General features: G+C 61.9%; 16 protein-coding genes and 1 pseudogene. 4 read left to right on the forward strand and 13 right to left on the reverse strand.

Annotated features, from left to right (window positions below; translation table 11 throughout):
- Positions 1–9 precede the first annotated feature (9 nt).
- Positions 10–1,530, reverse strand: a complete 1,521-nt coding sequence (locus J4D99_RS06730; protein WP_208130951.1) for a sigma 54-interacting transcriptional regulator — start codon at positions 1,528–1,530, stop codon at positions 10–12.
- 210 nt (positions 1,531–1,740) lie between these two features.
- On the opposite strand from J4D99_RS06730, the gene J4D99_RS06735 reads away from it, so the two are divergent.
- Together J4D99_RS06735 and J4D99_RS06740 are read left to right on the forward strand one after the other, a co-directional pair.
- Positions 1,741–2,706 carry a c-type cytochrome gene (locus tag J4D99_RS06735; RefSeq protein ID WP_208130952.1) on the forward strand — a complete coding sequence of 322 codons (966 nt, stop codon included), beginning with the start codon at positions 1,741–1,743 and terminating at the stop codon, positions 2,704–2,706.
- A 40-nt stretch (positions 2,707–2,746) separates the two neighbouring features.
- The gene (locus J4D99_RS06740) at positions 2,747–3,262 is read left to right on the forward strand and encodes a quercetin 2,3-dioxygenase (RefSeq protein WP_208130953.1); all 516 of its coding nucleotides are present in this window, start codon (positions 2,747–2,749) and stop codon (positions 3,260–3,262) included.
- 19 nt (positions 3,263–3,281) lie between these two features.
- Here J4D99_RS06740 and J4D99_RS06745 read toward each other — a convergent pair whose 3' ends face one another.
- Positions 3,282–4,391, reverse strand: coding sequence for a vWA domain-containing protein (locus J4D99_RS06745; RefSeq protein WP_208130954.1), 1,110 nt, complete (start codon positions 4,389–4,391; stop codon positions 3,282–3,284).
- Between the two features lie 61 nt (positions 4,392–4,452).
- Here J4D99_RS06745 and J4D99_RS06750 point away from each other — a divergent pair, with 61 nt between their 5' ends.
- Positions 4,453–4,734, forward strand: a complete 282-nt coding sequence (locus tag J4D99_RS06750; RefSeq protein ID WP_208130955.1) for a DUF427 domain-containing protein — start codon at positions 4,453–4,455, stop codon at positions 4,732–4,734.
- 119 nt (positions 4,735–4,853) lie between these two features.
- Here J4D99_RS06750 and J4D99_RS06755 read toward each other — a convergent pair whose 3' ends face one another.
- From J4D99_RS06755 to J4D99_RS06785, 7 genes are all read right to left on the reverse strand, one after another.
- Positions 4,854–5,828 (reverse strand): NADP-dependent oxidoreductase, encoded by a 975-nt coding sequence (locus J4D99_RS06755; RefSeq protein ID WP_208130956.1) that lies wholly within the window; start codon positions 5,826–5,828, stop codon positions 4,854–4,856.
- Positions 5,829–5,951: 123 nt separating this feature from the next.
- On the reverse strand, positions 5,952–6,935 hold the full coding sequence (locus J4D99_RS06760) for an acyl-ACP desaturase (RefSeq protein WP_370551403.1): 984 nt from the start codon (positions 6,933–6,935) through the stop codon (positions 5,952–5,954).
- A 310-nt stretch (positions 6,936–7,245) separates the two neighbouring features.
- The gene (locus J4D99_RS06765) at positions 7,246–7,977 is read right to left on the reverse strand and encodes a class I SAM-dependent methyltransferase (RefSeq protein WP_208130958.1); all 732 of its coding nucleotides are present in this window, start codon (positions 7,975–7,977) and stop codon (positions 7,246–7,248) included.
- On the reverse strand, positions 7,970–9,034 hold the full coding sequence (locus J4D99_RS06770) for an SRPBCC family protein (RefSeq protein WP_208130959.1): 1,065 nt from the start codon (positions 9,032–9,034) through the stop codon (positions 7,970–7,972). The genes J4D99_RS06765 and J4D99_RS06770 overlap by 8 nt, the downstream gene beginning before the upstream one ends.
- 23 nt (positions 9,035–9,057) lie before the next feature.
- Positions 9,058–9,591, reverse strand: coding sequence for a GbsR/MarR family transcriptional regulator (locus J4D99_RS06775; RefSeq protein ID WP_236018558.1), 534 nt, complete (start codon positions 9,589–9,591; stop codon positions 9,058–9,060).
- A gap of 212 nt (positions 9,592–9,803) precedes the next feature.
- Positions 9,804–10,703, reverse strand: coding sequence for a TIGR01777 family oxidoreductase (locus tag J4D99_RS06780; RefSeq protein WP_236018571.1), 900 nt, complete (start codon positions 10,701–10,703; stop codon positions 9,804–9,806).
- A gap of 191 nt (positions 10,704–10,894) precedes the next feature.
- Positions 10,895–11,971, reverse strand: a complete 1,077-nt coding sequence (locus tag J4D99_RS06785; RefSeq protein ID WP_208130961.1) for a DNA polymerase beta superfamily protein — start codon at positions 11,969–11,971, stop codon at positions 10,895–10,897.
- Positions 11,972–12,096: 125 nt separating this feature from the next.
- Here J4D99_RS06785 and J4D99_RS06790 point away from each other — a divergent pair, with 125 nt between their 5' ends.
- Positions 12,097–14,346 carry a TonB-dependent receptor plug domain-containing protein gene (locus J4D99_RS06790; RefSeq protein WP_208130962.1) on the forward strand — a complete coding sequence of 750 codons (2,250 nt, stop codon included), beginning with the start codon at positions 12,097–12,099 and terminating at the stop codon, positions 14,344–14,346.
- A gap of 74 nt (positions 14,347–14,420) precedes the next feature.
- On the opposite strand, the gene J4D99_RS06795 is transcribed toward J4D99_RS06790, so the two are convergent.
- From J4D99_RS06795 to J4D99_RS22000, 4 genes and pseudogenes are all read right to left on the reverse strand, one after another.
- Positions 14,421–15,353 carry a helix-turn-helix domain-containing protein gene (locus J4D99_RS06795; protein WP_208130963.1) on the reverse strand — a complete coding sequence of 311 codons (933 nt, stop codon included), beginning with the start codon at positions 15,351–15,353 and terminating at the stop codon, positions 14,421–14,423.
- Positions 15,354–15,428: 75 nt separating this feature from the next.
- Positions 15,429–16,289, reverse strand: a complete 861-nt coding sequence (locus tag J4D99_RS06800; protein WP_208130964.1) for an SDR family NAD(P)-dependent oxidoreductase — start codon at positions 16,287–16,289, stop codon at positions 15,429–15,431.
- Positions 16,290–16,471: 182 nt separating this feature from the next.
- Entirely contained in the window at positions 16,472–16,801 is a 330-nt protein-coding gene (locus tag J4D99_RS21995) for a DNA polymerase beta superfamily protein (RefSeq protein ID WP_208131221.1), read from the reverse strand.
- Between the two features lie 23 nt (positions 16,802–16,824).
- Positions 16,825–17,210 (reverse strand): annotated as a pseudogene (locus tag J4D99_RS22000) (nucleotidyltransferase domain-containing protein).
- Positions 17,211–17,448: the final 238 nt, after the last annotated feature.

The raw sequence follows: 17,448 nt of genomic DNA on the forward strand, positions 1-17,448 counted from the left end.
AGCCACCACCTAACGGCGACGGCGCGGCTTTTGCTCCTCGTCGTCATCGTCATCATCGCCGAAGCTGGGCATGGTGAACATCGACGACAGCAGGTCCTTGAACTGGGCGCCGGCCGTGAGCTTATTGCGCGAGATGAGCGAGTGCTCGGCTAGCCCGTGCAGCAGGAATTCCATAAGGAAATAGGTCGTTTCGACGTCCTCGTTGGGGTGCAGCTCTTTCACGATGTCGCGCAGGCCGGGCACTTTGTCGAGGGCGGCGCGGTAGTCGGCGGTGCTGGCATCGCTGAGGATGTCGAGCGTGTTGCCATTGCCAAACCACTCCTGCACCGTTTTGTAGGGGCTAGGGCGGTTTTTGAGCTTCTTCGACTTGTCAGGGTCAGGGAAGTAGTTGAGGAACAGCGTGCGGATGGCTTTGCCCATAAGCTTCTCGGCCACAATGCCCGCGCCTTCCTGCTCGCCTTCATACACCAGCTCTACCTTGCCGGTGATGGCGGGCACGGCCGAGATGAAGTCGGCCACGCGCACGTAAGTCGTGGTTTCACCGTTGATGAGCGCCCGGCGCTCGGCGCCGGCAATCACCTGCTCGTAGGCCGAGATGGTGAGGCGGGCCGACACGCCCGACTTGGCATCCACAAACTCGGAGCCGCGGGCCTCTACGGCCACCTGCTCCACGAGGTCGTGGGTTATCTCATTGGTTGTCACTAGGCCGCGCTGCTCTTCCTTGATGCGCGCCTCCTGCTTGGTGATGCGCTTGCCGATTTCAATCGACTTGGGGTAGTGCGTAATAATCTGCGCGTCGATGCGGTCCTTTAAGGGCGTCACGATGCTGCCACGGTTGGTATAGTCCTCGGGGTTGGCCGTGAACACAAACTGAATATCGAGCGGCAAACGCACCTTGAAACCGCGAATCTGAATGTCGCCTTCCTGCAAGATATTGAACAGTGATACCTGAATGCGCGCCTGCAAGTCGGGCAATTCGTTGATAACGAAAATGCCGCGATGTGCCCTGGGTATCAAGCCAAAGTGAATCACGCGCTCATCCGAGTACGGCAGCTTGAGCGTGGCGGCCTTGATGGGGTCGGCATCGCCGATGAGGTCGGCCACCGTCACATCGGGCGTGGCTAGCTTCTCGGTGTAGCGGGCATCGCGGCCCAGCCACTCGATGGGCGTGTCGTCGCCTTTCTCCTCAATGAGGTTTTTGGCGTAAATCGACAGCGGCTGCATGGGGTCGTCGTTCAGCTCCGAGCCCTTCACCACCGGCACGAAGGGGTCGAGCAGGTTGATGAGCAGGCGGGCTATACGGGTTTTGGCCTGGCCACGCAGGCCTAGTAGGTTGATGTGGTGCCCGGCCAGGATGGCGCGCTGCAGTTCGGGTATCACGGTTTCTTCGTAGCCGAAGATGCCCGGAAACACGTCTTCCTTGTTTTTGAGTTTAGCGATGAGGTTATCCCGCAGCTCTTGTTTTACGGTGCGGGGCTGGTAACCACTGGCGCGGAGTTGGCCCAGGGTGCGGATAGTTTCGTGCTGCATAAAGAAGAATTGGCGGAAGGGAGCTTCCGGCTTACTTAACTCCGAAACAGTAGCTGAGGTTCAGCCAATGGCCTGTGCACTCTTCCGGAGCAGCTGGTGGCCGGGGAGGGCAGCGATAGAACGAAAGTGCTATTTGATTTCGGGCGCGGCGTGTAGTACTTGCCGCCCTGGTTTTCATCTCCTTAAGCGGGCGTTGCCCTCCTCCCAACTATGAAAAAAACGCTACGCCTGCTGAGCTGGGCTGCCGGGCTGCTGGTGCTGGCGGCGGCCGGCTTTGCCGCCTATGTTAGCCTGCGCGGGGTGCCCCGGTACCCTGTGCCAACGGTGGGCCAGGTGCTGCCCAGCACTCCGGCCCGGCTGGCACACGGCGAGCAGCTGGCCACCATGATGTGCATGCACTGCCACCGCGACCCGGCTACCAATACGTTCAGCGGCCGGGCCTTACCCGAGGTTGGCACTGCCCTAGGCCAGCTGCACTCGGCCAATATCACCCAAGACCCGGTTTATGGGATAGGCAAGTGGACCGACGTGCAGCTGGTGGGCCTGCTGCGCACCGGTATCGGCGCCGATGGCCGCATGCGCCTGGTTATGCCGCACTTCGCCTACCTGAGCGATGAAGACGCGGCTAGCCTCGTGGCCTTCTTGCGCTCGGGCGATGCCCTGGTGCGTGCTACGCCCACCGCCCAGGGTCCGCAGCAGGTATCGTTTCTGGCCAAGGCGCTCACTAACACCGTTATGAAGCCGACGCCCCTGCTGGCGCACCCTGCCGATGCGCCGCCCGCCACCGACCCCGTAGCCCTGGGCCATTACCTGGTAGTAGCTCGCTACCAGTGCTACTACTGCCACTCCCGCGACTTTAGCACCATCAACCAAGCCCACCCCGAGCAGTCGGAGAACTACCTTGGCGGGGGCAATGCCATGCTGGGCGACAAGCTGGAGCCCCGCGTGAGCCGCAACCTAACCATGGACCCCGAAACCGGCCTGGGCGACTGGTCGGAGGCTCAGTTCAGTCGAGCCATTCAGGCTGGTATGTCGCCTCACGGCCCGCTCTATGAACCCATGCCTAAGTTTACTGCCCTCACCAACGAGGAAGCCCACGCCATTTGGGCTTATCTGCAAACGGTGCCGAAAATCAGAAACGCCACGCCTGAGGACGGCGCCCTGGCCGGCCGCTAGGGGCCGGGTGGCTTAACGCAGCTACGCTAGCCTATTCCCGATGAGTACAACGCACGAACCTGACAACCTATCCACCCCGACCAACCTCCTGCCCTACCTGGTGCCGGCCGCCGCGCCGCGCCAGCTGCGCTGGTATATGGGCGGGCTGCTACGGTTTCTGGCTACTGCGCCCGATACGGGCGGGTTGTTCAGCCTCTTTGAAGTGGAGATGCGCCAGGGGGCAGCGCCTCCCCGCCACCTGCACACCCACGAAGACGAAAGCTTCTACGTGCTGGCCGGCGAGCTGGAAGTCTGCGTCGGCGATGTTACGCATCAGTTGCGGCCGGGCGACTTCCTCTTCCTGCCTCGCCAGGTGCCGCACAACTTCCGCGTGCTGAGCGAGACCGCGCGGTTTCTGAATCAGCTGGCCCCCGCCGGCCTCGAGCGCCTGTTTCTGGAGCTGGGCACCCCCACCGAGCGGGCCGAGCTGCCGCCCCGGCCCACAGGCCCGCCTCCGGCCGAGTTTCTGGCTCGCGTGCAGGCGCTGCAATACCAGCTCGGCATCCGGCCGGCTTAGCAGCTTATCTACGAGCCGCTTACAACGACTTGCGCCGGTTCTTCTTGTAGTCTTCAAACACCAGATGGCCTAGCCCCTTCAGGCCCGAGTAGTAGGCCTTGCCCTGGTTTACCTCCGTGAACTCTTCCACGAACTTCTGCAAATACGGGTCGGAGGTAATCATGAACGTGGTAATCGGAATCTTGATGCGGCGGGCAGCGGCGGCCAGGTTCAGGGTCTTGTTCACCACCTTGCGGTCGAGGCCAAAGCTGTTTTTATAGTAGCCATTGCCCTCTTTCAGGCAGGTAGGCTTGCCGTCGGTAATCATGAAAATCTGCTTGTTGGGCGTTTTGCGCTTGCGCAGCAGGTCCATGGCCAGCTCGAGGCCGGCTACGGTGTTGGTGTGGTAGGGGCCGACTTGCAGATAAGGCAGGTCTTTCACCTCAATCTGCCAGGCGTCGTTGCCGAACACAATGACATCGAGCGTGTCTTTGGGGTATTTCTGCTTCACGAGCTCGGCTAGGGCCATCGCCACCTTTTTGGCAGGCGTGATGCGGTCTTCGCCGTAGAGTATCATCGAGTGCGAGATGTCAATCATCAGCACCGTGCTGGTCTGCGACTTATGCTCATTTTCGCGCACTTCGAGGTCGCCCTCGGTCAGCATAAAGCTGTCGCCGTCCATGCCGTGGTTGAGCTGGGCATTGCGGATGCTTTCCGACATCTGAATCTGCTCCAGCGAGTCACCGAAGCGGAATTCGCGCAGGTCGGTGCTCTGCTCGTCGCCCTGCCCGGTGTGGGGCGTGCGGTGGTTGCCGGTATTGCCGCGCTTGAGTTTGCCAAAGATTTCCTCCAGCGCTGACTTACGGATTTTTTGCTCGGTCTTGGGCGTGATTTTCAGCTCGCCCCGCTCCTGCTCGTTCTCATCGATGTAGCCCTTCTTCTTGAGGTCATCAATAAAATTGCCCATGCCGTAGTCGTTGTCGGTGAGCCCATACTGCTTGTCAAGCTCATTGAGCCACTGCAGGGACTCGCCCACATCACCGCTGGTGATGGTTATCAACTGCATAAACAGCTTGAACAGTTGCTCAAACCCCTTATCACCCGCGTTTTCATCAGGCACAAAATCACGAAAGCGAACACCAATAGCCATATAATCTACGTAACGGTAGTAAGGCAAAAACAACACGCGCCTCTGCAATGTTCACTCGCTTATGAAAGCCGTTTGGAACAATACCGTCGTGGCTGAGAGCGACGACACCGTGGTGGTGGAAAATAATCATTATTTCCCCGCCGATTCGCTCAAAAAAGAGTTTTTTGAGGACAGCATTGCCCACACGTCCTGCCCCTGGAAGGGACGCGCCAGCTATTATTCGCTGCGCGTGAATGGCGAGCTCAACAAGGATGCCGCCTGGTTTTACCCCGAAACCAGCCCCGCCGCCCAGAATATCCAGGGCCGCGTAGCGTTCTGGAAGGGTGTAAAGATTGAAAAATAGCTATTGCCAATCGTCAGAAGTCGAAACAGTTACCAGCTGAAAAAGAAAGCATCTGCTTGCGGCCGAACGGTTAGGCTCCAGCGTAAGCAGATGCTTTCTTTTTCAGCAAACCGGCGTGCTTATTTTTTCTCCGGGCGCTGCGGCACGATAACCACCTTGCCCGTAGTGTGGTGCGACTCTATCTGCTCGAAAGCCTTCTTCACGTCATCGAGTGCAAAGGTGGCGGCGATGGGCACCGTCAGCTTGCCCGCATCGGCTAGCTCGCGCAGGTGGTCGAGGTCGGCCACGCTGGGCTGGGCCATCACGTGCTGAAAGCGCACGCTAGCCGGTAGGCTCAGGCTTTTGCCATCGTTGAGCACGGAGATGAGCCGGCCATTGGGTTTGAGCGTGGCCAGGCTTTGGGCGAGCGTGTCGCCGCTGATAGCATCGAAAAGCAGGTCTACGCCTTCGGGAGCGAGTTTTTTCACCGTATCGGCCACCGGACCGGCTTTATAGTCGATGGTTTCATCGGCCCCAAGCTTGGTCATGTAGTCGGCATTTTCGGCGCTGGCCACGGCCAATACCCTAGCGCCGGCATCCTTCGCCAGCTGAATGGCCGCGCTGCCCACGCCACCCGACGCCCCTAGTATCAGCACGGTTTCGCCGGCCTTCAGCTGCCCGGCCTTGATAACCGACTGATACGCGGTTAGGCCCACCAGCGGCAGGCCGCCGGCTTCGACCCAGCTCAGCTTTTCGGGGCTTTTAGTCAAATACTGTTCGGGCACTACAATGCGCTCGGCAAAGGTGCCGTGCTGGGCCACCGGCTGGCGCACGTAGCCATACACTTCGGTGCCCACGGGCAGGCGCGTGGCCTCGGGGCCGCACTTTTCGACGATGCCGCACACGTCCCAGCCCGGCACGGTAGGGAAAGCGCTCGGCACCACCGGGGCAAACTTACCCTCGCGCACTATCGCATCGACGGGGTTGATGCCGGCCGCTTGTACCAGCACCTGCACGTCGGCCGCGCCGAGCTCGGGCAGGTCGAGCGGGCCAACCTGTAGTTTATCGATGCCGCCAAACTCGGTGTAGTAGGCAGCCTTGGTTTGTTGAGCCATGAGGAAAAGAAAAATGAGTATGAGGTACTGATAACTCTTTTTTCGGTCAATAGTTGGGCGCAAAAAAGCCCCGGTTGCGCAAGGCAGCCGGGGCTTCTCAATCTTAAAGGGCCAAGGCAGGGCCTAGCTAATCCACTTGAACTTGTATTCGAGCTTAGGCACGGCCATGCGCTCGCTCACGCGGCGCAGGCGGGCGGGCAGGTTCATCACGTAGTCCTGGGCCTTCTGGGCAGCGGGCGTGAGGCCGGTGCGGTCGGCTATCTTCCACTCGTCGAGCAGCGAGTCGAGGATATCGGTGTAGTCGTTGCTGGTATAGACGCCAATACGCTGGGCAGCATCGGTAAAGTGGCCGAAGGTTTTGCCCATATCCACCCCTAGCTCGCGCATGTAGTGGGCCGGCATCACGATTTTTTTGCGCATCATGTCCTCAAAAGCCAGCATCATCTCGCTAGGGTCGAGGTCAAAAATCTTGCTTACGAATGTTTTGTAGGCCTTGGCGTGGCGGTTCTCGTCGCCGGCAATCATGCCGCAGATTTTCGAGAGCTGGTCGTCGCCGGCGGTGCGGGCCAGCTGGCCCACGCGGCGGTGCGACACGTTGGTAGCCATTTCCTGGTAGCTCGTGTACACGAAAGCGCGGTACGGGTCATTGGCCGTGCCCAGGTCGAAGCCGTCGTTGATGAGGTGCTGGGTCGAGTACTCAAACTCGCGCATGTTCACGCGGCCGCTGAGGTAGAGGTAGCGGTTGAGCAGGTCGCCGTGGCGGTTTTCTTCGGCCGTCCAGCCCCGAATCCACTGCGCCCAGCCGTTGTCGCGGTCGCGCTTAAGGTTATCGAGCTCGTGAAACCAGGCCTCGTAGTTAGGCAGGGCTTCTTCGGTAATAGTATCGCCGATAAGCACGGCCAGCAGGTCGTAGCTCAGGCCTTCGGCCTTTTGGCGCAACTCTTTTACCTCGTCGAAGAAGGTATCGCGGCGGGAGTCGGGCAGGTAGTCGGCTGGCTGCCAGCTGTTTTCAACCGGCTTGAGAAATTCGTAAATGTTTTCTTTAATAAAGCCTTCGAGCTGTTCCAATACTTCGCCACGCGAAATCAGCACGTCATCAGGGAGCATCATAGGAAGGGGGCACCGCACATGAGCGCGCAGTGTAATGAACACGCGAAGGTCCGATTTTAGTTGGATTTCAGGGGTACAACATTAAGGCATTTCTAAACTAAGGGCGCAGTCGCTAGGGGGCATTTTTACCGGAATACTGCTACTCGGCTTTTTCTCAGTCACTAAGGAATTTTGCTTGCATTATGCCCCGCGCAAAAAAAGTAGTTGGCGCTAGCCTGCTCTGGCCCGGCCGCTCGCTGGTTTACCTCAGGCAACAGGCTTTGGCGCAGCTTCCACTGGTCACGAGGCTACTTTAAACGCCCTGCCACTACAGTTTCTCAGCCACCACCAAGCGGGCGCAGCCGGGCCACAGCCGCTGCTGCCGCACCGCGCCAAACCCTGCCTCGCGCAAGGCCGCCAGCACTGCTGGCCACCGCACCCCGAGGCAGGCATAGCGCGGCAGGGCGGCGTGGCCCGCAGCCTCGGGGCACACGTGGCGCAGCGTAGCCGGCAGCAGCCGCAAATACGTGAGCATGGCCGCCCGCACCCAGGGCTGGGCGGGCAGGTCAAACTCCAGCAGGGCTAGCTGGCCGCCGGGGCGCAGCAGGCGAGCAGCCTCGGCGGCCAGGGCCGGGTAGGCGGCCGGGGCCAGCGTTTTCAGGCCGAAGGCGCAGGTGACCGCGGCCGCCGCACCCGAGGGCATGCCGGTGGCCAAGGCATCGGCCTGCAGCGGCGTGAGGCCGGGCGCGGCCCGCCGGGCGGCGCGGGCCAGCATAGACGCCGAAAAATCGACGGCAGTGAGCGCCAGCCGCGACCCTAGCCGCTGGTGCAGCGGCGCCCACAGCTCGGCCCCGCCGGCCATCAGGTCGACCACCGCCACGGGGCCGGCGGTGGGCCAGCGCAACGCACCCACCAGGCTGCGCCGCCAGCGCCCCAGCTGCCCGCCCGACAGCCATTCGGCCGCGCCGTAGGTGCCGGCCAGCTCATCAAATAAGGCCCGCACGCGGGCGGGGCGGTAGCAAGCGGCTACCGGGAGTGCGGATTGCAGCAGCTCAGTCATGGCGAGTTGAGGGTTGGCTTTCGGCTTCAGCTTTGAGGGTGGCCAGCACGCGCTGGTGCATGGCATCAAGCAGGTAATCAGACCAGAGCTGCCAATAGGGCCGCGGCCCAATGCGGTGCCGATACACCGTGCGGGCTTCGAGCAGGGTGCGCCCGCCCGGCAGCGGCCGCAGCCGAAACGTGCCGCTATCGACTTGAAAATACCCGTGCAGGTGCGGCGCGTGCACCTGCGGATATGGACTTAGCTCGTGCATCGGGGCGGGCATATCGGCCGGGGGCACGGCGAAGGTGAGCTGCCGCCCCGGCTGCCAGGCCAGCACTGGCAAGTGCGCCAGCCCCTGCGAGTAGCGGCACACCAGCGTGCGGCGGCCGGTAGCCGGGTCAAGGCCAAGGGCCGTGCTGCGCGGGTACACCACGCCCGCCCGAAACCACCCTGTGGCGGCCGGGTACTGCACCGGCCGCGTGAGCACCGCCCACACCCGGGCGGGCGGCGCGTTTACTTCGAGCTGCGTGGTTACGAGCCGGGGCACCACCGGCGCGGGATGGCTAGCCTCGTAGTGCTGCGCGGCCGGGTAAAGCACCAGCACCGTCATGAATAGGGGCAGCGGGCGCGGCCGGCCGGTGGCTTGCACCATCAGTGTGCCTAGCGCCGCCCCTAGCAGCGCCATCACGATGGCAATGGGCAAGGCCATCGCAAGGCAGATAAAGCCTTCCAACTGTAAACTCAGCAAGCATACCAGCGAGAAGCCAACCCCTAGCACTCCCACCACGGCCTGCGTAATCGACCAGGTGATGCCCGCGGCGCTGGGCCGCGCCCATTCGTGCAGCAGCACGGCTAAAAAGGCGCTAATGGCCGGCGACAAACAAAACACCACGCCGCCGTAGCTGCCGTAGCCTTCGATGGAAAACGCCATCAGGGCAGCCCCTAGCAGGCCGGTAGCCACAATGGCCACCACGGCGCACCACCACGGCGAGTCGCGCCAGCATGCTTGGGCCGTAGTGGTTGGGCGCACCGATTCCGGCCCCGCCTCGGAGGCGGGTTTATAGGGAGGTTCCATACGTGAAAAGGGTAAGTGAGAGGCTACAAAAACAGCTTCAGGAACTTGTCCAGAAACCAGTTGCGCTCGGCCTTCATGAGGCGTGTGAGCAGCTTGTCGGACGTATCGGCCAGCTGCTGGATGTCGGCGAGCGCGGTGTGGAAGGCATGGTAGTCGGGGTCGGCGTCGTTGCCGGGCAGCTGGGCCAGCTGGTCGAGGGTGCGCTTCATCTGGTCGAGCTCGCGGCGCTTGCGCGAGGCAATGATGCACTGCGTCACGCGCAGCATGTCTTTCTCGGCCACGAAATACTCGCGGCGCTCGCCGGGGCGCAATTCTTTGTAAATCAAGCCCCAGTCAATCAGCTCGCGCACGGTCTGGCTGGCATTGCCCCGCGAGATGCTAAGCTGCTCCATGATGTCCTCGGTGCTCAGTGCCTGAGGCGACACCAGCAACAGCGCGTGCGTCTGAGCCAGCGTCTTGCTCACGCCCCAACTCGAACCCGACACCCCCCAGAGGTTGATAAACTGCGCTTTGGCTTCGGCGAGGGAGAGGGCGGGCGTGGGTTGGTCGGGAGACATTAGATGATAGAGCTGACCAATTTAAAAACAACAGCGAATAAACAGCCAGCGGCAACAGGAAAGGCAATATGGTGAACAATAGTTTGTGCCGCAGGTCCAGTTTCGTCACCCATAGCGACATACTACTGCCCAGCAACAGCGGCAAGGCGAAAATCAGAAAATACGGGTTGCAGCATAGCATGCCACCTACAAAGGCCAAGCTAATTCTGCCACTAGGCCAGTCGTTTTGGTTCGTTGTGGTCATAGATAGGCTGTATTTGTGTTTTTCTCAGCAGCTCCCCCACCGCTGCCTCGCACCGCTCATACTCAAACTGAAACCCAGCTGCCAGTAGCTGCTCGGGATACACCTTGCGGCTTTTTAAAATCAGCTCGGTTTCGGTGCGCAGCGCAAAGGCGCCTATTTCGAGCAGCCAGCGCGGCTGGGGCAGCCGCAGTAGCGGGCGCAGCTCGCGGGCTAGCAAGGCGTTAAATTCTCCATTTCGCAGCGGGTGCGGAGCGCAGAGATTTACGGGCCCGCTCAGGCTGTCGGCCTGCGCCAGAAACGCTACCGCCCGGCAAAAATCCTGGATATGCAGCCAGCTAATCCACTGCTGGCCCGTGCCTTGCGGCGAGCACAGGCCTAACCGCGCCAGGCGCGCCATCACTGGAAAAGCGCCGCCATCGCGCCCTAGCACGATGGCCGTGCGCAGGGCCACCTTCGTGGCGGGCGCCGGGCTGGCCGCGAAGGCCGCCTCCCAGGCTAGCCCCACCTCCTCCGAAAATGAGGTGCCGGGCGTGGCACTGACTTCGGTGTTAGCGGGGGCGGCACCTTGTGTATCGGGACAAATGGTGGCCGTCGAGGCATTCAGCCACACCCGGGGCGGCCGCGCGCACGCGGCTACGGCGGCGCCCAGCACCCGCGTGCTTTCAGTGCGGCTAGCTAGGATGGCGCGGCGGTTGGCCGCGGTGTAGCGGCAATCGACCGAGCGGCCGGCCAGGTTCACCAGCAGGTCGGCGCCTTCCAGCTCCTGCACCCAGGGGCCAGGCGTGCGAGCATTCCAACGCACGTCGCCTGGGCCAGTACGGCTAATGCTTACTATTTGATACCCAAGCCCCCGGAAATGCGCGACCAGGTGGCGACCCAGAAAGCCATTGCCACCGATAAGGACGAGTTTGAGCTGGGTCATGGCTGAGTGCGGGGCTAGTGAACCGGCGGGGTGCCGGAGCTAGTGCCTTTGACGAGGCAAATGTATCACAAATTTCAATAATTATTGAAACTTGTGATACATTTTCCCGCTTCAGCCTTTCGAAAAGGCGTAGCACGCTAATTTACAACGCCATAAAATTGCTTGCGCACGCGCCGTAAAGTTTCTTCGGCTGCGGCAGCATCGGGTGCGACGGGCAGGGTCGAACTGGCAAAGGCGGCCTCAACCCGGACTACCAGCTGCTCGGCCTCGGCAATGAGCTCGGCATAGTGAAACTCGCCCCGGCGGATTTGCAGCAGAAACTCGCGGTTGGGCCGGCGCACCTGGATTTCGCCGGTCAGGGCAATTTCCTCGGCCATTTGCAGCAGCCGGAACACATGCAGCATGTTTTTGGCGTCATAGTTTTTGCCGTGCTGCACGGTGGTTGAGTAGCGCTCCTTATTGCGTTTGGCCACCCAGTCCCAGTACTCGCGAAAGGCGCGGCAATACACGCTGTAGCCGTTGCGATTGAACGACAGATACGCCACCGGCACCTCCCCTTTCGGCACGGCCGAGAGCTGCACATCCTGCGAAAGCTCGGGGTCGCGCACCAGGCCGCGGTAGCCCAGCGGGCGTGCCGGGCTAGGGTCTATAAACAGGGCGTAGAGGTCGGTAAGGTGCGGCACATTGGCCAGGCCGCACTGGGCTTGGTCCAGGCTTTGGCGGGCTAGCCAGGTGGCCACGGGCTGGGCGCCGGCGCCCACCGTCACGTAGCAAAAGTCGAGCACCGACTTGCGGGCCGGCGGCTCGGGGTAGTTGATTTTCTTGTTGAGCCCCTGCGCCTTGCGAATCTGGGCCACCGCATATTCGGCGAAGCTGGGGCGGCAGAGCTGGGATAGGAAATCGGCCGCTTGGAACTGGTCGAACAGGGGGTGTTTGTAGAGAATGCAGTCGGCCGGCGTGCCGAGTAATTCGAGCACGGTGGGGTTGTTTTTCAGCAATAACTCGACGAAGCGGCGCAGCTCGTAGAACACCTCGTCGTTGGTGTCGTTGGCAATTTGCGGCACGTAAGTGAGCCCGAAGAACTGGTCTTCCGGCAGCACGAATACCCCTTTCAAATCGGTATCGGAATGCGGCAGGCTGGTGCCGTAGGCGCGGCTGCCACTCACGGCTTCGAAGAGTATCAGGTTGTGCTGGCGCAGGTCGGCAATAGTCATAAGGGGCGGGAATGGCACCGCGAAAGTGCTACAGAATTTCTCCAAAGCCCAGCGCTTGCTTTGCGGCTGCATTGCCCATAGGCTGCTACCGGACTGGGGAGCCCGCTAGTTGGAATGCTGTTTTTATGCTTCGTTTTTCTTCGCTACCGCTAGTAGTGGCGCTCAGCCTGCCGGCCGCCGTGCGCGCCCAAAGTATTACCATCGTCCTGCGCGACTCAACCAGCCGCCAGCCGCTCATCGGGGCTAGCGTGGGGGTGCCGGGCACCGGCGTAGGCGGCACCACCGATGCGCGCGGCCTCGTGCAGCTAGCCCCCGCGCCCGCCGTGGGCACCCGCCTGCGAGCGGAGGCGCTGGGCTACAGGGCCCGCCTGTTTGCGGCGCCGGCGCCGGGTGCCGCGCCGCTTACCGTACTGCTGGCCCCGAGTGCAGCGGCCATTGAGGAAGTGGTGGTGATGGCCACCCGCACCAACTCGCGCATCGAGGACCAGCCCGAGCGCATTGAGGTGCTGGGCCAGGAAGAAGTGGAGGAAGAGGGCGGCATCAAGCCGGGCAATATAGCCAGCCTGCTCGGCGACATCGCGGGCACCCAGATTCAGCCTACCTCCCCTACTACGGGCAATGCAGATTTGCGCATTCAGGGCTTGCAGGGGCAGTATTCGCAGATTTTGCGCGACGGGCTGCCCCTGTACGGCGGCTTTGCGGGCAGCTTCGGCATCCTGGCCGTGCCGCCGCTCGACCTGCGCCAGCTTGAGCTGCTGAAGGGCTCGAACTCTACGCTCTACGGCGGCGGGGCCATCGCGGGGCTAGTGAACCTGGTGAGCAAAACGCCCACGCTGGGCACGCCGCAGTTTACGGCCACCCTCAACCAAACCACGCTCCGCGAAACCAACCTCAACGGCTTTGCCGCGCAGCGCGGGCAGCGGCTGGGCTACTCGCTGTTTGTGGGCCTCACCCGGCAGCAGGATGTGGACGTGGATGGCGACGGCTTCGTGGATGTGCCGCGCGTGCGCAGCCTCAACGTGCACCCGCGGCTGTTTTTCTACCCTACTACCCATAGCCAGCTGGCCGTGGGCTACACCGGCACCTTCGAGAGCCGGCGTGGCGGCCACCAAAGCACCCTGCGCGACGAGGCCGAGGTGCTGGGCGGCGCCACGTATTTCGTCAACAACGCGAGCCAGCGCCACACCTTCGACGCCGTGTATACCAACGACAGCGTGGGCACCGGCCGCCTCACGCTGAAGGGAGCCCTGACCAGCTTCGGGCGCGATGTGCTGACGAATACCGTGGCATTTAAGGCGTATCAAACAACGTATTACACCGAAGCCAGCTACCTGTACGAGGCCGGACGCGGCAATACGCTGGTGGGCGGGGTGAACATCAACGGGGAGCAATTGCGCAACGCCGACGGCCGCGCCACGCCGCTGCTCAGCCCCTACACCTACCACACGCTAGGGGCCTTTGTGCAGGATAACTGGATGCCCTCGCCGCGCTTCAACCTCCAGGCCGGCCTGCGCTACGACCACCACAACCAGTACGGCGGCTTTGTGCTGCCGCGCCTCTCGGCGCTCTATAAGCTCACCGACGCGCTCACGGCCCGCCTCAACGGCGGCCTGGGCTACCGTGTGCCGGTGCCGTATGTGAACAGCCTCGACGAGCGCGACTACCCGCAGGTGCAGCCTTTGCGCGGCCTGGTGGCCGAAACCTCGCAGGGCCTGAATGGCGACCTTAATTACCAGCACACCTTCGCCAACTTTGGCGATGAAGGCGAGCCGCTGATTCTTAACATCAACCAATCATTTTTCTACACGCGGCTTTCAACCCCGCTCATTTTACCCGATGGCGGCATCGTGGGCGGCCCCGGCTCGGGCACTTACCAGCCGGGCAGCAGCCCACTCACCTGGCAAAATGCCAGCGGGCCGGTCATGACCAAGGGCCTCGAAACCTACGTGCGCCTGCGCGCCGACGAAACCGAGCTGTATCTGGGCTACGTCTTCACCGACGCCCGGCGCCAATACGACCCCGCTAACCCGCACGTGGAGCTGGCCGCCCGCCACAAGTTTGCGGCCGTGGCCCTGGCCGAAATGACCGAACACTTTAGTGTCGGCCTTGAGGCCAGCTACACCGGCCAGCAGTACCTCAGTGATGGCACCACTACCCCCGGCTACCCCATTATGGCGGCGCTGCTGCGCTACCGCACGGGCCCGTATACGCTGGTGCTCAATGCCGAAAATATTTTCGACTACCGCCAAACGCGCCGTGAGCGCGTGGTGCTGCCCGTGGGAGGCAGCTACGCTAGCCCCCTCTTCCGCGAGCTGTGGGCGCCGGTCGAGGGCCGGGTGGTGAATTTGTCGGTAAACTGGAAATTTGAGCGATAACAGGACGTGGGCCCCCTTAAGCGGCAACCACCTGATGGTGAAGCGCAAGGCTGTACCTGCTTGCTGAAGCTGCGCTAATTAAGCTGAAACGACCGCCGGAATGCCAGCGGCGAGAGGTTCGTCTTGGTTTTGAAAAACCGGCTGAAGGACTGCGAGTGCTCGAAGCCAAGCGCGTAGGCTACTTCGCTCACCGACAGGCTAGTGGAGGCCAACTGCTCTTTCGCCAGCTCGATGAGCTTGTCGTGGATGTGCTGCTGGGCGCTTTGCCCGGTAAGCGTGCGTAGCATATCGCTCAGGTAGCTGGGCGACACGTGCAGGCACTGCGCCAGGTACTGCACCGTCGGAATACCCTGCTCGGGCAGGCGCTCGGGGCTAAAGCACGCGGCTAGGGTGCTTTCCAGGCGCTGCAGCAGGTCGCTGTGCACGGCTTTGCGCGTCAGAAATTGGCGCTTATAAAAGCGGTTCGCATAGGTCAGCAGCAAGTCGAGCTGGGCAATCACCACATCTTGGCTGAACTCGTCGAGGCGGCTGGCCAGCTCCGCTTCCATGGTTCTGAACAGCGCCAGCAGCACCTCGCGCTCCGGCTCCGACACGTGTAGCGCCTCATTGGCCGAGTAAGTAAAGAAGCCGTACTCACGGATTTTCTGGGCCAGAGGGTAGCTCGCCAGAAAGTCGGGGTGAATAAGCAGGGTCACGTGGGCGCACACTTCGTCCGCCTCGTGTTCGGGTGTGCCGCCCAAGAGCTGGCCGGGGGCGGCAAACAGCAGGCCACCGGCCTCAAAATCATAATGCCCCTGGCCGTACCGGAGCTTGTGGTTCTGCCTGGGCCAAAAGGATATCTTATAAAAGCTCAGCACGTGGGGCTGATGTGGGCCGCTGCCGCGCTCAGGCGGCCGGGCATTACGCACCAGGCTAATAAGCGGGTGCAGGGGCGCCGGCAGGCCTAGTGCCCGGTGTGCCTCCGAAAGGGAGGTAAACCGCTGCGGCGCGTTATCGTGCTTTTTCATGGCTTAAAAGGCTGTGCAACTAGGCTGTTCTTGCTTTTACTTATACTCGCAAGAACAGCATAGTTGCTGTCTAGGCTAGCTGGCTTGGCCTTGGGCAGCATTAGAAACGGCGGCCCAGGCCTCCCAGGTGGCTAGTCGCTCGGCATAAACCGCCCGCACCTGGGGCAGGTTGTGGCTGCCCAGAAACAGCCGCAGCGGCGGCTGCTCGGCATCTACGACGGCGAAGAGGGCCGCCGGGGTGGCGGCGGGGTCGCCTTTTTCCAGGCTGCGCAAGCTCCCGAAGAAGTGATTCTTAAAATCGGCGTACGCCTCCAGGCCAGCCGCAAAGCGCAATGACTCCGGGCTGCCGAACTCGGTAGCGTAGGCGCCGGGCTCAATGATGGTAACCTTAATGCCAAACGGAGCTACCTCAACGGCCAGGCTTTCGTGAATCGCTTCGAAAGCCCATTTGGAGGAAGCATAAAACCCGATAACCGGCAGCGCAACGTGGCCCAGCGTGCTCGAAACCCCTAGAATGTGGCCGTGGCCTTGCGCCCGTAGCAGCGGCAGCGCCGCTTGCAGCACCGAAACGGTGCCAAGCACATTGGTTTCGTACAGCGCCCGAAGCTCTTCCAGGCTGGCCTCCTCAATAGTACCGACCAGGGAGTAGCCAGCATTGTTGAGCACGATATCGAGCCGGCCGAAGTGCGCGTGGGCCTGCGCTATGGCCGTTTTTACCTGCTCGGGCTGGGTTACGTCCAGCGCCAGGGGCAGCACGCTAGCCCCGTATTTTTCGGCTAAATCGGCAATACTAGCTAGCTGGCGCGCCGTGGCGGCCACTTTATCGCCCCGTTGCAAGGCGGCCTCGGCCCAGACGCGGCCAAAGCCGCGGGAAGCGCCTGTGATAAACCAGATTTTGGGGCTAGCGCCCCCGGCGGTGAGTGGTTGCGGTGTCATGCGTTGTGAATGCGTTAATGAACACGGCAAAGGTCCCGCTAGGCTGCAGGCCACTCCGTAGCCGGATTGCGGAAGTTTGTAGCTGAATCGCGGCTGGCAAGTAGCCTGGACTTTGCAGTCCGGGCGCGAGCAAAGCGAGCAGTAGCGGCAGAACGACCTAGCGCGAGATGCTCGCGCCCGGACTACAAAGTCCAGGCTACTTGCTCGCGCAACACTGCATCCAGTGCTTCCACTAGGCCCGCTGGGCGAACTATGGGCAGCCTCTCGCGGGCCACTTGCCCAGCCGCGTACTCGGCCCCTAGAAACTCAACCAGGGCCACCGGCCGGGCAGCCGTCGTCTTCTCATTGGAATAAGCTTTTTGCGCCAGCAGCTCATCCACAACCCCTTGCAGCTCAGCTGGCAGCAACGTCCGCAACGGCGCAAACTCCATTGGGGGCAACGCATGCTGTTCGCGTATCCAGCGGGCGGCCAGGGCCGAGCGCAGGGCATAAAACAGCCGCTTCAGGCGCACCTCCTCGCCTGTCAGTTCTTCTTCTACGCCGCGCCGCAGCTGGCCCAGGAGTGATGCAGGCTGGCTTTCAGGTTGAAGGCCAGCGGCAACAGCGGGGCTAGCTGGCCGCGAAAGCCTTGAGCCTCGTGGTAGACGATGGGCGACTGCAGCCACTCGAACAGCGCGGCGTTGGAGCCGCGCAGCAGGCGCAGGGTTTTGCGCAGCTCCCAGCCGGCCAGGTCGAGCTCATCATCGACGGGGAAGTTGAGTGTATCGGGATTCTCGTCAAGCCCCAGATACCAGTGGTGGGGCTGCACATAAATAAAGCGCACATCAAAATCGGAGTCGGGTGAGGGGAAGCCCAGGCCCGGCTACCCGACTCGCAGGCGTAGAGAATGCGGATGTTGTGCGCAGCTTCGAGGCTAGCCAAAGCGGCTTGGCTGCGAACTTACATTAAACAAAAGTGCGTAAAGCAGCGCCAGGTGCCGGCCTCGTAGACTAGGGGCGGCAGTTGGCGCTTAAACAAGAAAGTGGCTTAGCAGGCCGCGTTGGAGAAAAATTTCCACCTTCGTTAAACAAACTGCCGGCGACCAGAACTATCGGCTAGCCCACTAGTTGAACAGAAGCCGAACCCTCGGCAACCGGCCCGAATGCCAAAAATTTTTAGC

This window comes from Hymenobacter sp. BT559, assembly GCF_017571525.1.
Lineage (GTDB): Bacteria > Bacteroidota > Bacteroidia > Cytophagales > Hymenobacteraceae > Hymenobacter > Hymenobacter ginsengisoli.

What these genes read in the sequence shown, in the direction of transcription:
- J4D99_RS06775 (WP_236018558.1), bottom strand. Translation starts at nt 9,591, where the DNA reads ATGTCTCCCGACCAACCCACGCCCGCCCTCTCCCTCGCCGAAGCCAAA.
- J4D99_RS06730 (WP_208130951.1), bottom strand. Translation starts at nt 1,530, where the DNA reads ATGCAGCACGAAACTATCCGCACCCTGGGCCAACTCCGCGCCAGTGGT.
- J4D99_RS06765 (WP_208130958.1), bottom strand. Translation starts at nt 7,977, where the DNA reads ATGACTGAGCTGCTGCAATCCGCACTCCCGGTAGCCGCTTGCTACCGC.
- J4D99_RS06745 (WP_208130954.1), bottom strand. Translation starts at nt 4,391, where the DNA reads ATGGCTATTGGTGTTCGCTTTCGTGATTTTGTGCCTGATGAAAACGCG.
- J4D99_RS06735 (WP_208130952.1), top strand. Translation starts at nt 1,741, where the DNA reads ATGAAAAAAACGCTACGCCTGCTGAGCTGGGCTGCCGGGCTGCTGGTG.
- J4D99_RS06790 (WP_208130962.1), top strand. Translation starts at nt 12,097, where the DNA reads ATGCTTCGTTTTTCTTCGCTACCGCTAGTAGTGGCGCTCAGCCTGCCG.
- J4D99_RS06785 (WP_208130961.1), bottom strand. Translation starts at nt 11,971, where the DNA reads ATGACTATTGCCGACCTGCGCCAGCACAACCTGATACTCTTCGAAGCC.
- J4D99_RS06800 (WP_208130964.1), bottom strand. Translation starts at nt 16,289, where the DNA reads ATGACACCGCAACCACTCACCGCCGGGGGCGCTAGCCCCAAAATCTGG.
- J4D99_RS06740 (WP_208130953.1), top strand. Translation starts at nt 2,747, where the DNA reads ATGAGTACAACGCACGAACCTGACAACCTATCCACCCCGACCAACCTC.
- J4D99_RS06755 (WP_208130956.1), bottom strand. Translation starts at nt 5,828, where the DNA reads ATGGCTCAACAAACCAAGGCTGCCTACTACACCGAGTTTGGCGGCATC.
- J4D99_RS06750 (WP_208130955.1), top strand. Translation starts at nt 4,453, where the DNA reads ATGAAAGCCGTTTGGAACAATACCGTCGTGGCTGAGAGCGACGACACC.
- J4D99_RS06760 (WP_370551403.1), bottom strand. Translation starts at nt 6,935, where the DNA reads ATGCTCCCTGATGACGTGCTGATTTCGCGTGGCGAAGTATTGGAACAG.
- J4D99_RS06770 (WP_208130959.1), bottom strand. Translation starts at nt 9,034, where the DNA reads ATGGAACCTCCCTATAAACCCGCCTCCGAGGCGGGGCCGGAATCGGTG.
- J4D99_RS06795 (WP_208130963.1), bottom strand. Translation starts at nt 15,353, where the DNA reads ATGAAAAAGCACGATAACGCGCCGCAGCGGTTTACCTCCCTTTCGGAG.